This is a genomic window from Flavihumibacter rivuli, from assembly GCF_018595685.2.
In the GTDB taxonomy this organism is placed as follows: Bacteria; Bacteroidota; Bacteroidia; order Chitinophagales; family Chitinophagaceae; genus Flavihumibacter; species Flavihumibacter rivuli.
The window spans coordinates 2403718-2419433 of record NZ_CP092334.1 but is presented as its reverse complement, the minus strand read 5'-3'; the positions used below and the strand labels follow the sequence as shown (position 1 = coordinate 2419433).

Genomic DNA, 15716 nt, shown 5'->3' with positions numbered 1-15716 from the left:
GCATGCTCTTTTGCAAGGTTGACATTTGAGTTTCGGCGTTTAGTACCTTGCAAAAGAGCATGACTTGGTGCTTCGGAACTTACTGATTCTGTTTTATTGTCACTAAAATTTGCTTTCGTAAATTGGAAAGTCCTTCGTAAAGCTGATTGGTTGCTCCTTGAAATGAAATTCGCATTCCAGGTTTATAAAGAAAGAATGTGTTGAATGCGTTTGCTGCTGCTGAACGCTGCATACTAAAATAAAACTGCACCGTATTGTTGAACAAAGCATTTAGTGATTTCGCAGGAACTTTCTCAGAAAGTGTCAAGCCTCCAAGAATGCATCTATCTAAAGCACATTTGCATTCTGCCAAACGCCAGTGTCCTTCTTCATCACCTTTCTTGCCTTTCAATCTATACAAAAACAAATCTTCAAGAAGGTTGCATACGAAAATATATTGATGGTTTTCATCCCCTTCGACTCGTCTTGAATTACCAACCCTGAAAAAGAGTTGTTCTCTAGCATTTAAGATTTTTACATAGTTACCGTTCCCAAATTCATTCTCAGCCCAAGCAGCTTTTTCCTTACTGTTAAGTGGATCACCTAATTTGAGTTTTGAATCTGTAGTTTTAAAGGCTTTGTCTTTAGCTGTAATAGTGTATTCCTCGCCTTGTATGAGAACTAAGGGTTGCTGTGTCTCCACATCAATAAAATGTCCGTGGCTATAGATTGTTTTGAAGGCTTTCATTTTGCCATGCTTTTAATTTTACTTCCCAAACTTTATCCCAAAGTTACCTCACATTGTGAGTGTCAGATAATAGAAGTTCAACTCCTAAATGAGCTGCAACATCTTTTGCTGCTTTTTTGCCACAACTTCTGCATATATATGATACTCCCGATTCTTGTTTTATCATCCCAAAAACGGATGAAAATATATTTTCCACTGCCATCTGTAAAGGTCCTCATTTCAGAACGAGTGATGAACTTTTTACTCTCTTCGGTAGCGCTGTGGCTAAATAGGGTGACATACAACGGCCGGGCATTGGCGGTCGGGTGGATTTAGTATTCCGTCCGCCAGGTTGCGGCGAACTTCTTTCCTACCGCCGCAATATTCTGCCGCTGATTAATAATTAATGTTGATTTTATATTCGTCCCGCCCGCCTGCCGCCAATGCCTTCGTTGGCTGTAGGCAATTTCATGAAAACGACTCATCACTCATATCATCAAAAGATGAATGAGACCCAAATTTTCCATTTTCGCGGTACTGCCAAAAATCTCGACTTCCATCGAGACCTCTTTCTTTCTTATACTCATTATAAAAGCTGGAAATTACGCCCGACTCGTATTTTGAATTAGGGTTATTCCCCTTTTTACCTTGCCCTTTATTCTTACCAGGACATTTCCACGAATGCTTCTTCAAATTCTTAACTTTTGCATTGCAATTAGGGCATTGTCTCAATATTGTTCCTTTTACACCAACTACTCGTTCTTCAACCTTCTTTTTTTGAACAGGCTTCAATGGGAGGATTAATTTTTGTTTGGGACGTTCTAAAGGTGGAGAGTTTCTTTTTTGCGTACTAGAAATCTGGGGATGAGAGGTCTTAACAAATTGTTTTTTGGGCTTGAGCTCTTCCCATTCTGCATCACTAATTATTGCAGAAGCTAATACTTTTTCAAGCACAATTCTCAACCTATTCCTCTCATTTGATGGAATTGAAATAGTGTAATTATTTCTATACCAAAAAATAAACTTATCTATATGATTAATAAGCTCATTTACTTGACTTCTCATATGTTGGGTTTATCAGCTTATATCCAACTCGTTAATGTATGATACTGGACAAATGGTTATAGCCTTGTATTGGTTTGAATTACAATATTATGTAGTTATACTATTCGGATAAAGTATTATTGTTATCGGATCTGTTATTTCAAATGTTAGTATCATTCCTGAGAGTTTGAAATATTTTTACTTCATATTTTTATTAAGATTCGATATCTGATTCAGAAGATGTTTTTATCGTTGGTTAATTAGTAGAAATAGCTTCGCCTTCTCAGCCCCAAGGGGTTGAGGGTCAGGGGAGTTCTAAAATAATATTTGGATTGATTTTGCGCAAGGGGGAAAATCCCGTTTTCTATTTTCTTTCACATTTTCAGGGATAGATTCTAATTATTTGATGAGTTGGGAGGAGAGAAATGCGGGAGAGTTGAGATTGATTTTTGGATGAGTGTGTGGGTAAGGGGAAGTTGTGGTCATCTGGGGACTTCTCGGATGATATTGATTTGATAGAAAGAGGGTGGGTTCATCAGGTTCCTCTACGAGAGACCCTGATGGGGTAGGGTAGGGTAGAAGATCCCGTTGGGGTAGGAAGATATTTTGTTTATCAGGGTCCCCTGCGGGAGACCCTGATGGGGTAGAGTAGGATTGTAGACCCTGATGGGGTAGTAGGATATTTTATTCATCAGGGTCCTCTTCGAGAGACCCTGATGGGGTAGAGAAGAATTGATGACCCCGATGGGGTAAAGAGGATAGGTTAACCCGATGGGGTTTCAACTATTTAGATCATAGCTCAGCCAAACATTCCCTCGTAGCCTCAATGGTCCTATCCAAATCGGCATAGCTCAGGGCATTGTTCAGGAACCAGCTTTCGAAGGCGGAGGGTGGTAAGTAGATGCCACGGTTCAGCATGGCGTGGAAATATTTCTTGAACCGCTCGTTGTTGGCACTGGCGGCCGAGGCGAAATCCGTAACGGCATGGTCGCTGAAATGCACGCTGATCATGGAACCCAGGCGGTTGATCACATAGGGCTGGCACCAGGCTTTCAAGACTTCGTCCAGACCGCGATGCAGGTAGGCTGTTTTTTCATCCAACTCGGTGTATATGCCGCGGTTAGTGTTCAATTCATTCAATATGGTAAATCCGGCGATCATGGCAATGGGATTTCCACTGAGGGTACCGGCCTGGTACACGGAACCCAGCGGGGCCACGACTTCCATGATGTGGCGCTTGCCACCGAAAGCCCCAACAGGCATACCACCCCCGATCACCTTGCCATAGGTCACGAGGTCGGCATCGATGCCCAGTTTTTCCTGCGCACCGCCGGGGGCTAAACGGAAGCCGGTCATCACTTCATCAAAAATGAAGACAATGCCTTCTTCATCGCACAACTGCCTCAGCCCTTCCATGAAGCCGGGCTGGGGCAGGATACAACCCATATTGCCCGCAACGGGTTCTACGATGATGGCAGCGATCTCGCCCTTGTGTTGTTGCGCCAACGCCTTCACGGCATCGAGGTCATTATAGGCGCAGGTCAGGGTATCATTGCTCACACCACCGGTAACGCCGGGGACGGTCTGGATATCCAGGGTGGCCAGGCCACTGCCTGCCTTCACCAAAAAGCTATCAGCATGGCCATGGTAGCAGCCTTCAAACTTGATGATCTTGTTCCGGCCGGTATAGCCTCGCGCTACGCGGATCGCACTCATACAGGCTTCGGTACCGCTGCTCACCATGCGGATCAGGTCCACATTCGGCACCATCCCCTTGATCAATTCCGCCATCCTGATCTCCAGCTCGGTGGGGGCACCATAGGAGGTGGAATAGGTGGCATACTCCTGGATGGCTTTCACCACCGGCTCATAGGCATGGCCCAGGATCATGGGTCCCCAGGAGGCGATATAGTCGATGTACTGGTTGCCATCGGCATCATAGAGATAAGCACCCTTGGCTTTCTGGATGAACAATGGGGTGCCGCCGACACTCTTGAAGGCCCGCACGGGGGAGTTCACCCCACCCGGGATGGACAACTGCGCGCGCTCAAATAATTCCTTGCTTTTATTGGTAGTCATAACTGGTAGAATAAATCGTGACACTTCTTTTCCCTGGCCTTCGGTTCATTGTTTTTTGATCTTTTCATGGCCAGAGAAGAAGCTTTATTTTAATCAATAAGTCGGATCGCATCTTTCGCAAAATAGGTCGCGATAAGGTCTGCCCCCGCCCGCTTGATCGAGGTCAGGCTTTCAAGGATGGCCTTCTCTTCATTCAGCCAGCCCATCTTCGCCGCGGCCTTGATCATGGCGTATTCCCCGCTCACATGGTAGGCACTAACGGGGACCTGCACACTATTTTTCACCTCACGGATGATATCCAGGTAGGCCATGGCGGGCTTCACCATCACGATATCGGCGCCTTCCTCAATATCCATCAGGGTTTCCTTGATGGCCTCGGTCCTATTGGCATAATCCATCTGGTAGGTCTTCTTGTCCCCAAAGCCTGGCGCGCTGTCCAGGGCATCCCTGAAGGGTCCATAGAAGCAGGAAGCATACTTGGCGCTATAGCTCATGATGCCGGTCTTCGTAAAGCCTACCCCTTCCAATCCCTTCCTGATGGCGCCAATGCGGCCATCCATCATATCACTGGGGGCCACCAGGTCGGCGCCGGCTTCGGCATGACTGATACTCATTTTCACCAATGCTTCTACTGTGGCATCATTGACGATCTCGCCGTTCTCCACAATGCCATCATGGCCATAGGAAGAATAGGGGTCAAGGGCCACATCGGTCATCACCAGCATCTCCGGCACGGCATCCTTGATGGCTTTGATGCTGCGCTGCATCAGGCCATCGGGGTTCCAGGCTTCCTTGCCGGTATTGTCCTTGAGCTCGTCCTTGCATTTGATGAAGATCAATACGCTCTTCAGGCCCATCGACCAGAGCTCCTTCACTTCCTTCACGGTCACGTCCAGTGTATTCCGGTAGTAACCGGGCATGGAAGGGATCTCGGTCTTGGTATCCTTGCCTTCGTCGATGAAGAGGGGAACGATGAAATCATCGGGACCCAACCTGGTCTCCGCCACTAAGGAACGAATGGCCGGGTTACTGCGAAGGATCCTGTTTCTGCGTGGTAAATACATTGGTGCTGATTTATGGTCAATACGTTTATATCTCAATTTACCCATTCCCGCGGATGCAGACAGGCATCGAGCAGGTCGGCCTCGGGACTGCCCGGTGCGGGCTGGTAATTGTATTCAAATCTAACGGTAGGGGGTAGGCTCATCAAAATGCTTTCGATCCTGCCATTGGTCTTCAAACCAAAGAGGGTGCCCCTGTCGTGCACGAGGTTGAATTCAGTATACCTGCCGCGCCTGATCTCCTGCCAGTGCTTATGCTCCGGCGTATAAGGAATATTCTTCCGCTTCGCTACAATGGGCAGGTAGGCGTCGATGAAGGCATCGCCGCAGCGCTGGCCAAAGCTCATCCAGAAGTCGAGGTTCCTGGTTTCATCGGGTCGCTGGTAATCGTAGAAGATCCCGCCGATTCCCCTGCGCTCGGCATTGCGGTGCCAGTTGACGAAATAGTCGTCGCATACCTTTTTGAACTTAGGATAGAAGCCCGGATCGAACTGGTCGCAGACATCCTTGTAGGTCTGGTGGAAATACCTGGCGTCTTCGTTGATGAGGTAGTAGGGGGTGAGGTCGGTACCGCCGCCAAACCAACGGTCGATCACTTCGCCATGGGCATCGTACAATTCAAACATGCGGTAGTTGCAATGCACGGTGGGGACGAAGGGATTGACGGGGTGCAGCACCAGGCTCAGTCCGCAGGCGAACCAGCTGTGGCCGTTGATCTTGAGTTGGGTTTTCATGGCCTCGGTTACTTCGCCGAATACGACGGAGGTGTTGACGCCGCCTTTCTCAAACACGGCGCCATTGGCGATGACACGGGTGCGGCCTCCGCCGCCTTCGGGTCTTTCCCAGAGGTCTTCCTGGAAGGTGGCCTGGCCGTCTTCTGCTTCAACGGCGGCGCAGATCCTGTCCTGGAGGTCCCTGATGTATGCGATCCATGATTCTTTTGGTGTTGGCATGACCATTTTTTTTCGCCACGAAGGCACGAAGACTCGAAGAGGCACGAAGGGTCCTAAAATTTAACGCCTTTGTGAAACTTCGTGTCTTGGAGCCTTTGTGGCCCTAAATTTATTGTACACTAAACTCCTTCACTGCATCCACGAAAGCCCTGGCGTGGTCAACGGGTACATTGGGCAGGATACCATGCCCCAGGTTGGCGATATGCCTTCCCGGCCCGAAAGCTTCCAGCATCCGCTTCACCGATGCCCGGATTTCGGTTATGGGTGACAGTAACCTCGCCGGGTCGAAGTTGCCCTGCAGGGTAACCTTATCCCCCGCAAACTGCCTCGCCAGTTGCGGCTTGATACACCAATCAATGCCCAAGCCATGCGCGCCCGTGGCCGCCATTTCTTCCAACGCAAACCATGCACCCTTGGCGAAAATAATGGTAGGTGCCAGGTCCTTCAGCGCGGCAACGATCTGCCTGATGTATTGCAAAGAGAAGGTCTCGAAATCTTCCGGGCTCAGCAAACCACCCCAGCTGTCGAAGATCTGCACCATATCCGCACCCGCCGCGATCTGCTCTTTCATGTATGCGATGGTGGTATCGGTGATCATCTGCAATAACTGGTGGGCCAGCTCCGGTTGCTGGTAACAGAAGGCCTTGGCCTCATCGAAGGTTTTGGAGCCCTTGCCCTGTACCATATAACATAGCAAGGTCCAGGGCGCACCCGCAAAGCCGATCAGGGGAACCCTTCCATTCAATTCTTGCTTGATCAGCCTGATGGCATCGAATACATAATGCAACCTGTCCTGCACATCCGGTACCACGATCCGCTCCAGATCTTTTTTAGTGTGGATCGGCTCCGGCAACAAGGGCCCCTTGCTTTCTATCAACTGCACTTCCATGCCCATGGCCTGGGGTACTACCAGGATGTCGGAGAAGAGGATGGCCGCGTCAACACCTACGATATCCACCGGCTGGAGCGTTATTTCGCAAGCCAGTTCTGGTGTCTGGCACCTTTCGAAGAATCCGTATTTCGCCCGCAGGGCCATGTATTCGGGCAGGTACCTTCCGGCCTGGCGCATCATCCACACGGGTGTCCTTTCCGTTGCTTCCCCCCTGAGTGTCCTCAGGATCAGGTCATTCTTTAACGCTGTCATATCTATGGTTGTGGTCCCGGCTTTTTAAAAGCAGCCTGGATCTATTTTGATGAAAAAAAATCTATTGCCTGTTCCACCAGGTTGGATTTGCCGGGTTCGTCGGCGATAACAACCGGGTTGGTACAATGTTCTTTGATCGCTTTGGCAGTGGTATTACCAATGGCAAAAAGAACGGTATGTCCTGCCAGTTTTTTGTTCTTCTCAAAGAAGCTGTGCACGGCACTCGGACTGAAAAACAGAATGCCGGCATACTGGCCCTTGATCTCGTGGGGCAGCTGGATGGTCTGGTACACGGTGACCTCGTTCACGTCGATGCCCGCACCGCGCAAGGCTTCCGGCAGTTCATCCCTTCTCTGGTCGCCACAGAAAAAGGTCACTTCTTCTTCCTCGCCCGACTCGATTATTTTTTCTGCTAAGTCCGTTGCATCATCACCGGTATCAACAATGCTGTCTTCCCCGAAATATTCTTCTACCAGTTTTTTCGTCGCATAGCCCATGCAATAGACCCGCCAGTTGGGCTGGAAATCGTGCATGTGGGCTGCCACCGCTTCCACGGCATTCATGCTGGTGAAGACAACGGTAAGTTCTTCTTCCAGTGCGAGCCTGATCTCTTCGGTCACTTCGTAATCATCGATGGCCACTGTGGTGATGAAGGGTTGCACTTCCAGCTGGATGCCCCTGTTGGCGGCATAGTCGACCAGTTCTTTGTCAACCGGCCGGGTGCTGAGTATCGTCAATGATGGATTAGCCATTTTGCCTGAACTTTTTGATGATCTGGTCGGCGCCTCTTTGGATAAGTTCCTTTGCCGCATTACTGCCAATGGAGGCGAATAGGGCAGGGTCGCTTTCTATCCGTTCTATTTCCAGTTTATCTGCACCATCGGCCGACAATACACTTCCTGTAAAATGAAGGGCACCCTTTTCCATCCTCGCGAAGGCGCTGATCGGGGTGGAGCAACCGCCCATCAATGCGGAGAGGAAACTGCGTTCCTGCTTCACGCAGGTGGCAGTGTCCTGGTGGTTCAAAGGTGCACAGGCTTCCAGGGCGTAGGGGTCGTTGGCGCGGGCCACCACCATGATGGCGCCCTGTGCCGGTGCGGGCAGCATCCAGTCGAGGTCAATGGTTTGCTCGGGCCGGAGGGCAATGCGTTCCAGTCCCGCCGCTGCAAAGATGGCCCCATTCCAATCGCTTTCGGCCACTTTCCTCAGGCGCGTATTCACATTCCCGCGGAGGTTCTCGATGCGATGGTTAGGATAACGGTTCAGCCATTGCGCCTTGCGCCGGATGCTGGACGTAGCGATCACGGCATAGCTCTGCAGATGGTCCAGGAAGGTGGCATCTTCCTTGTACACGAGGATATCCTTATGGGAGGCGCGTTCCAGGACGGCCGCCTCTTCAATGCCGATGGCCAGTTGCACGGGCACATCCTTCATGGAATGCACGGCAATATCAATGCGGTCGTTGAGCAAGGCGCTGTCCAGGGCACGGGTAAATACGCCTTGCACGCCCATGGCATAGAGGGGCGTGTGGAGGTCGAGGTCGCCCTCGCTCTTGATGTAGACCAATTCGGCCTGGATGCCATTGGCGGCCAGTAATGACTGAACGGTAGTAGCCTGCCATACGGCCAATTGGCTATCCCTTGTACCGATCCTTAAAATTCGTTGCATGGTATTAATTGGAACCGAATGTCATGAAATCGTTGATGGCCTCAAGATACTGACATCCTCTTTCGTTGCGTTGCCGCATTTTAACGGCCATATTGTTGAGGACCTGTTGTATGCGGTCCGTTTCTACTGTATTCCTGAAGGAAAGCTGGAAATGCTCCTGGCTGCTGATCTCCTGCAGCCTGCGTTTAACGGTCTTGAGTACGGCAAACTGCTTGCGCAGGTCGAGCCACTCAATGAATTCCGCCATCTGCTGGTCAATGATGGCCTGGGCCTTGGGCACTTCGGCCTGGCGCATGGCGAGGGTCTCATCCTTCATCCTGGATAATTCATCCACGTTCACCAGCTCGGTCTGTGCCACTTTCGCTACATCGTGGTGAACATTATTGGGGATGGAAAGATCGATCACCCATTGCTTCTTTCCTTCGTTGATCTGTTCCGGGAAAAGGATCGGGCTGGTTGAATTGGTGGAAACGATGATGATGTCTGCTGCTTTTGTTTCCGCATCGAGCTGCTCCATGTCCACTGCCCTGGCGCCCAGTTCGGTAGCCAGTTCTGCGGCCTTGGCAAAGGTCCTGTTCATCAGGGTCACCTCGGTACAGCCCAGGTAATCGAATACATTCTTGCAGGTATTCCTTCCGATCTTACCGGTGCCGATCAGCAATACTTTCTTCTCGGCCACATCGGCAACTTTTTCTTTCAGGTACTGGATGGCTGCGAAGGCAACGGATACCGTACCGCCACTCAGCTTGGTGGTATTCTTCACCAGCTTGGAAGACTGCAGCACCTGGTTGAACAACCTCTCGATGAAGGGTCCGATGGTGCCCTGCTCCTTGGCATATTTTACCGCCTGCTTCAGCTGGCCCACGATCTCGTAGTCGCCGAGGATCTGGGAATCCAGTCCTGCTGCCACCCTGAAGAGGTGGTTGACAGCATCCTTGCCCCTGTGTTGGTAGGAGATCGAACGGAACTCAGCGATATCGCCTTCGGTTACGGAACAGAGTAAGTTCTCCAGCTGGGCTGCGTCCCTACAATACCCATAGATCTCGGTACGGTTGCAGGTGGACAATACAAACACCTCACGGATACCCTCAGCCTTCGCTGTTTCGAGCAGTTGGGCATATTGGTCGGGACCAACGGAAAAACGGCTTCTCACCACTGCATCAGACTTTTTATAGTTGATGCCCGCTGCGAAGAAATGGTCGATATGTGAGGGGTTAATAGTGGTCACGGTAAAATTGCGCAGCAAAAATATTAAGCAATGCCCGTGGATGAAGGTTTTGGATGTCAATCTACTGTCATATTCTTGGTCACATATGATGGATTGTTTTGATCCGAACATCAATTGTCATTTTTCTGCCATAGATCGTGTGGGAAAAGGGGCTTGAACAATTGCCGCCCTTTATGGGTTAGTTTTGCCAACCAATTTTCTTTTATGACCAAACGTGGTATAGTTCTGATGAACCTGGGATCGCCGGATTCCACTGCTGTCAAGGATGTCCGCCGTTACCTGGATGAGTTCCTGATGGATGAAAGGGTGATCGATGTTCCTTATCTCCTGCGCCTCCTGCTGGTAAAGGGGATCATTGTTCCTTTTCGTTCCCCCAAATCGGCCAAGGCTTATGCGTCTATCTGGACCAAGGAAGGGTCTCCCCTGATCGTCTTGACCAAACAATTGCAGGAAGCCCTCCAGCAGCAGGTGAGCGAGCCCGTTACCATCGCCATGCGTTATGGCAATCCCTCGCCCCAGGCGGCTTACGATGAGTTGATGAAACGGGTACCCGGACTGGAAGAAGTGGTGTTGGTGCCGCTCTATCCGCATTATGCCATGAGTAGTTATGAAACAGCGGTGGAGTATGCGAAGGAGCAACACCAAAAGTTCAACTATCCATTCAAGCTGACCATTATCGATCCTTACTATAAGGAGCCCAACTATATTGATGCACTGGCCGAAAGCATAAAACCCTACGTGGACAAGGATTTCGACCACATCCTCTTCAGTTACCATGGGGTTCCCGAACGCCATATCCATAAGGGTGATATCACCGGCAACCATTGCCTGAAAGTGGAGAATTGCTGTGCGGTGGATTCACCCGCGCACAAGCAGTGTTACCGTCACCAGTGTCTGGTAACGACCCAACTGGTTGCGGAGAAATTGGGTATCCCCAATGACAAGTTCAGCTTCTCCTTCCAGTCGAGGCTGGGTCGTGACGAATGGCTGAAACCCTATACCGCCAAGCGTTTTGAGGAAATGCCGGGTGAAGGCATCAAGAAACTGCTGGTGGCTTGTCCGGCTTTCGTGAGCGATTGCCTGGAGACCCTGGAAGAGATCGCGGAAGAAGGCAAGGAAGAATTCCTGCATGCCGGTGGGGAAAGCTTTGAGATGATCCCCTGCCTGAATGTGCATCCGCTCTGGGTAAAGGCCATCGTGGGGTATGTTACTAATGCGTAATATTGCCTGCCATGTACTATTACCTTAAAGCGCTCCATATCATTTTCGTGGTGACCTGGTTTGCGGGCATGTTCTATATGCCGCGTTTGTTCATCTATGCTACAGAAGCGGGAGAGCAGCAACCGGAAGCAAGGGATATCCTTCGTTCACAGTTCGCCGTTATGATGAAGCGCTTGTGGTATGGCATCACCTGGCCATCGGCCGTGTTGACCCTGATCTTCGGGACAACGGTCCTGCTCAAGGGCGATTGGGACATGATCGTGTTCCAGCCGGGAGGAAGATGGTTACTGATCAAGCTGCTGCTGGTGGCTGGACTTTACTTTTACCATTTTACCCTGCACCATATCTTCCAACAACAGATGAAAGGGGTATTCCGCTACAGTTCGCAACAGTTAAGGGTTTGGAACGAAGTGGCCACCATCTTCCTCATCGCGATCGTGATGCTGGTGACAGTGAAGGAAAGCATGAGCATGGTATGGGGACTCGCCGGATTGATTCTCTTCATCATCGTCCTGATGAGTGCCATTAAGATCTACAAGGGCATCAGGGAGAAGAAAAATTCCTGAAACTTAAATAGCCTTACTGAATAGCGGCTTTTCATTCTTACTCTTGTTGCGCTGGAGGTAGAGGTCGAAAGCACTGCAGACATTCCGGATGAAATGATGTCCCAGTGGCGTGAGTGCCGCGCCTTCTTCATCCCATTCCACCAATCCATCTGCCGCAAGGGAGCGGAGTTTCGGGAAACTGTATTGGGCAAGGGTTTCGAGGTCTTCTGCTTCAAAAGCTGTTCTTCCCTGGCAACTGATATCAAGGATATACTTCCTGAAGCGGGCATCTTCTTCTGATAAGAGGCAGCCCTTGGTCACGGCCAATTCCCCTTCGTTTACTGCTGACAGGTAGTCGTGGATGGTCTTGTGGTTTTGCGCATACCCCCAATAGGCATCACTGATGCTGGAAACGCCCAAACCCAGCAGCAGTCCGCTTTTCTGCGTGGTATAGCCCATGAAGTTGCGGTGTAGCCAGCCGGCTTCCCTCGCGATGAACAGCTCGTCTTCCCTCGTGGAGAAATGGTCCATCCCGATATCTACATAACCGTGTTGCGCAAAGCGTTCTTTCCCTAATCGGTACAAGTTCATCTTCAATTCTGCATTGGGCAGGTCGGATTCATCGAACAAGCGCTGGCCCCTGCTGGTCCAGGGCACATGCGCATAACTATAGAAAGCTACCCGGTCGGGCCGCAGGCTGATGCATTGTTCAAGGGTCTGGGTCATGCCTTCGATGGTCTGCCTGGGCAGTCCATAGATGAGGTCGAAGTTGACCGAAGTGAAACCGATCTCCCTGGCCTGTTCCGTTGCCCTCGCCACATTCTCGAAAGGCTGGATTCGGTTGATGATGAATTGCACGATGGGGTCATTGTCCTGCACCCCGTAGCTGATCCGCCTGAAACCCAGGTCAAATAAGGTCTGCAGGTGTTCCCTGGTGGTATTGTTGGGATGGCCTTCGATACTGAAGCTATGGTCGGGATGGATGATGGAATCTTTCAGCAAGGTACTGATCAGCCATTCGAGGTTCCTGGGTGAGAAGAAAGTAGGCGTGCCGCCACCCAGGTGGATCTCCCTGATCACGGGTTGGCTGCCCATCAGGCGGCGATAGCTCTCCCATTCCTTCAGCAGGGCACGGATATATTCTTCCTCAACGGAATGGTTGGTGGTGATCTTCTTGTTGCAGCCGCAATAGGTGCAGAGCGACTCGCAATAGGGGAGGTGGAGATAGAGGCTGATGCCATCGGCCTGGTTGATGGCGGCAAAACGGTCGCGGAAGATTGATTTCCAGGCGTCAGCATCCAGTCCTTCCTGCCAGAAGGGAACGGTAGGGTAGCTGGTATAGCGGGGAACGGGTTGGTTGTATTGCTCCAGTAAAGCCTCTGTTACCATATTCGTAAAATGAGGCACAAAACTATTTCCCGCCCATCCCGCCGGGACTGACGGGCGTTTTTCAACAGGCTGATTTTCATCAGTTAGGGCAGTTTTTCTGTCACGGAACTGTAAGTTTTCGCATTTCGTAACCCGTTTTCCTCATTGCGTAACCAGATTCCAATGGAGTGGGGACAATTTTGCGACCGCAAACAAATTGGAAAGAAGATGAACAGATTTGTAATGATAAGTGCCCTGCTCCTCGCGGGTATGGGCTTGAAAGCACAGGAAATGGCTGCCGGCTCCAATGAACCTCATCCTAAGGAAGATACAGCGAAGCCCAAAATGAGCTACCTGCAGGAGATCACTGTGGTAGGTCGTGGTAGCAAGTCCGATATCCAGCAGATGCCAGAGATAGTAGGCACCTCGATATATGCAGGCAAGAAGAATGCCCTGATCGTGATGGATAATGTACAGGGAAATGTGGTGACCAATACCATGCGCCAGGTGATGGCCAAGGTGCCGGGTATCCATGTATGGGAAAGTGATGGCAGTGGTATCCAGATCGGTATCGCGGCCCGTGGGTTGAGTCCCAACCGCAGCTGGGAATTCAACGTTCGCCAGAATGGTTATGATATTGCCGCCGACCCCTTCGGTTATCCTGAAGCCTATTACAACCCGCAGTTGCAGGCCGTACAAAGGATCGAAGTGGTAAGGGGACAGGGCGCGCTGCAGTATGGCCCGCAGTTTGGTGGCATGGTGAACTATATCCTCCGCAATGGCAGTGAGTTCAACAAGCCCTTCCAGTTCGAGACCCAGCAGACCATCGGCAGCTATGGCTTGTTCAACAGCTATAATGCCATTGGGGGTGAAACAGCAAAGTTCCATTACTATGGTTTTTTTGACCACAGGAATGCAGATGGCTGGAGGCAGAATGGTCAATATTATACCAATAATGGATTCGGAACCTTCACCTGGAAGTTCAATCCGAAGTTCAGCCTGACCGCAGAAGTGATGCACCACCACATGCGCCAGCAACAGCCGGGAGGCCTGACTGACGCTGATTTCAACAAGGATGCGCGCCAGAGCTTCCGTTCCCGCAACTGGTTCGATATCAAGTGGACCACGGCTGCTTTGATCGGTAATTACAAGATCGATGAGAACCAGCGCATCAATGTGAAGTTGTTCGGCATGTTTGGCGACAGGAATAGCGTGGGTTACCTAAGGGCGATCAATGTGAAGGATTCCATCAATGCCGCTACGATGGATTACAATAACCGTACCGTGGATATTGACCAGTACAGGAATTTTGGAATGGAAGCCCGTTACCTCGGTGATTATTACCTGGGTAAGATGCGCAACACCCTCAGCGGTGGCATCAGGCTCTACAAGGGCAATACCGATCGCTTCCGCGATGGCAAGGGTACAACCGGTTCTGGTTATGATGTTACCCTCGTAGATGGTATCTGGCCCCGTGATATTGATTTTGAATCACAGAATGCGGCGGTTTTCGTGGAGAATATTTTCAGGTTGAGTGATAAGTTCATCATTGTGCCCGGCGTAAGGTATGAGTGGTTGAAGGGAACAGCGGGTGGCCGTAACGGTTATGCCAGCGATGGATCCGAGATCCTGCTGGTAGACCAGGAGAAGAGCCGCGGGTTCTTCCTGGCCGGTGTGGGAACAGAATACCATGTTACCGAGAAGACCGAGTTCTATGGTAATATTACCCAGGCTTACCGTCCCATCCAGTTTGCCGACCTCACCACGCCGCCCACTACAGATGTGATCGATCCGAACCTGACCGATGCAAAAGGTTTCAATGCCGACCTGGGCTACCGTGGTAAGATCAAGGACTTCCTGTTCTTTGATGCGAGTGTGTACTACCTGCAATACAATGACAGGATTGGTTCTATTACCCAGCAGCGCCAGGATGGAAGTTTCTATAACTACCGTACCAATGTGGGCGACAGCCGCAGCAAGGGTTTCGAGGGATTGGTGGAATTCAGCCCGGTAAAGGCCTTCCTTGGTAATACCAAGCCTTATGACCTGAGCCTCTTCGCATCTTATTCTTATAATGATGCGCGTTATGAGAGCCTGAAGGTGGTGGTAAGGGAAGGTTCCAACCTGGTGGAGAAGAACCTGAAGAACAACTATGTGGAGAATGCCCCCATGAATATCCTGAGGGCAGGTATCACGGCTACTTATAAGGGCCTTGTGTTGACCGGACAGCTGAGCTATGTTGACCGGGCTTATGCAGATGCCAATAATACGGTTACGCCCAGTGCCAATGGCCAGAATGGTTTGATCCCTTCCTATACGATCGGTGATATCGCTGCTACCTATACCATCAACAAGCAGTTCAATATCAAGGCCGGTGTAAACAATATTGCCGACACCAGGTATTTCACCCGTCGTGCCGGTGGTTATCCCGGTCCGGGCCTCCTGCCAGCAGACGGAAGGAATTTCTTTGTCTCTTTCGGTGCAAGGTTCTAAGGATAGATAGGAATATACGTTAGGAAAGATTGAAGAATAGTAGAAAGGAAGCAAGAACAGTAGAACCTGCAAAAGCAAAAGCCCGGTCCGGATGGATCGGGCTTCTTGTTTATAGCTATTGTATCGTTCCGGGGGTGGTTGCAATGGGCAGGTCCTAAAAAAAGAGGAAGGGGGTAAGACTACCCCCTATTTTAACCCCTAAACCC

The 15716-nt window shown here is 50.5% G+C and carries 13 protein-coding genes; 3 read left to right on the top strand and 10 right to left on the bottom strand.

The genetic code is table 11. From position 1 onward, the window contains the following. Positions 1 to 79 precede the first annotated feature (79 nt). From KJS94_RS10450 to hemA, 9 genes are all read right to left on the bottom strand, one after another. Positions 80 to 727 carry a hypothetical protein gene (locus tag KJS94_RS10450; RefSeq protein ID WP_214447285.1) on the bottom strand — a complete coding sequence of 216 codons (648 nt, stop codon included), beginning with the start codon at positions 725 to 727 and terminating at the stop codon, positions 80 to 82. 447 nt (positions 728 to 1174) lie between these two features. Next, positions 1175 to 1771: a hypothetical protein gene (locus KJS94_RS10445; protein ID WP_214447286.1), complete on the bottom strand. Its 597-nt coding sequence runs from the start codon at positions 1769 to 1771 to the stop codon at positions 1175 to 1177. A 771-nt stretch (positions 1772 to 2542) separates the two neighbouring features. Further along, a complete protein-coding gene (gene hemL / locus KJS94_RS10440; RefSeq protein ID WP_214447287.1) occupies positions 2543 to 3829 on the bottom strand; it encodes a glutamate-1-semialdehyde 2,1-aminomutase in 1287 nt (428 codons plus the stop codon). Between the two features lie 89 nt (positions 3830 to 3918). Beyond that, a complete protein-coding gene (hemB, locus tag KJS94_RS10435) occupies positions 3919 to 4893 on the bottom strand; it encodes a porphobilinogen synthase (RefSeq protein ID WP_214447288.1) in 975 nt (324 codons plus the stop codon). A gap of 32 nt (positions 4894 to 4925) precedes the next feature. Continuing rightward, positions 4926 to 5843 carry an oxygen-dependent coproporphyrinogen oxidase gene (gene hemF / locus KJS94_RS10430; protein WP_214447289.1) on the bottom strand — a complete coding sequence of 306 codons (918 nt, stop codon included), beginning with the start codon at positions 5841 to 5843 and terminating at the stop codon, positions 4926 to 4928. 109 nt (positions 5844 to 5952) lie between these two features. Next, positions 5953 to 6987 (bottom strand): uroporphyrinogen decarboxylase, encoded by a 1035-nt coding sequence (hemE, locus tag KJS94_RS10425; protein ID WP_214447290.1) that lies wholly within the window; start codon positions 6985 to 6987, stop codon positions 5953 to 5955. A gap of 41 nt (positions 6988 to 7028) precedes the next feature. Then, complete coding sequence (locus KJS94_RS10420; RefSeq protein ID WP_214447291.1) at positions 7029 to 7739, bottom strand: uroporphyrinogen-III synthase; 711 nt, start codon at positions 7737 to 7739, stop codon at positions 7029 to 7031. Continuing rightward, complete coding sequence (gene hemC / locus KJS94_RS10415; protein ID WP_214447292.1) at positions 7732 to 8655, bottom strand: hydroxymethylbilane synthase; 924 nt, start codon at positions 8653 to 8655, stop codon at positions 7732 to 7734. The genes KJS94_RS10420 and hemC overlap by 8 nt, the downstream gene beginning before the upstream one ends. Positions 8656 to 8659: 4 nt before the next feature. Continuing rightward, a complete protein-coding gene (hemA, locus tag KJS94_RS10410) occupies positions 8660 to 9901 on the bottom strand; it encodes a glutamyl-tRNA reductase (RefSeq protein ID WP_239804126.1) in 1242 nt (413 codons plus the stop codon). Positions 9902 to 10087: 186 nt separating this feature from the next. On the opposite strand from hemA, the gene hemH reads away from it, so the two are divergent. Both hemH and KJS94_RS10400 read left to right on the top strand, forming a co-directional pair. Next, positions 10088 to 11104 (top strand): ferrochelatase, encoded by a 1017-nt coding sequence (gene hemH, locus KJS94_RS10405; protein ID WP_214447294.1) that lies wholly within the window; start codon positions 10088 to 10090, stop codon positions 11102 to 11104. A gap of 11 nt (positions 11105 to 11115) precedes the next feature. Then, complete coding sequence (locus tag KJS94_RS10400) at positions 11116 to 11670, top strand: CopD family protein (protein WP_214447295.1); 555 nt, start codon at positions 11116 to 11118, stop codon at positions 11668 to 11670. A 3-nt stretch (positions 11671 to 11673) separates the two neighbouring features. On the opposite strand, the gene hemN is transcribed toward KJS94_RS10400, so the two are convergent. Further along, positions 11674 to 13038, bottom strand: coding sequence for an oxygen-independent coproporphyrinogen III oxidase (gene hemN / locus KJS94_RS10395; RefSeq protein WP_214447296.1), 1365 nt, complete (start codon positions 13036 to 13038; stop codon positions 11674 to 11676). 207 nt (positions 13039 to 13245) lie between these two features. Here hemN and KJS94_RS10390 point away from each other — a divergent pair, with 207 nt between their 5' ends. Then, on the top strand, positions 13246 to 15510 hold the full coding sequence (locus KJS94_RS10390) for a TonB-dependent receptor family protein (RefSeq protein WP_214447297.1): 2265 nt from the start codon (positions 13246 to 13248) through the stop codon (positions 15508 to 15510). Positions 15511 to 15716: the final 206 nt, after the last annotated feature.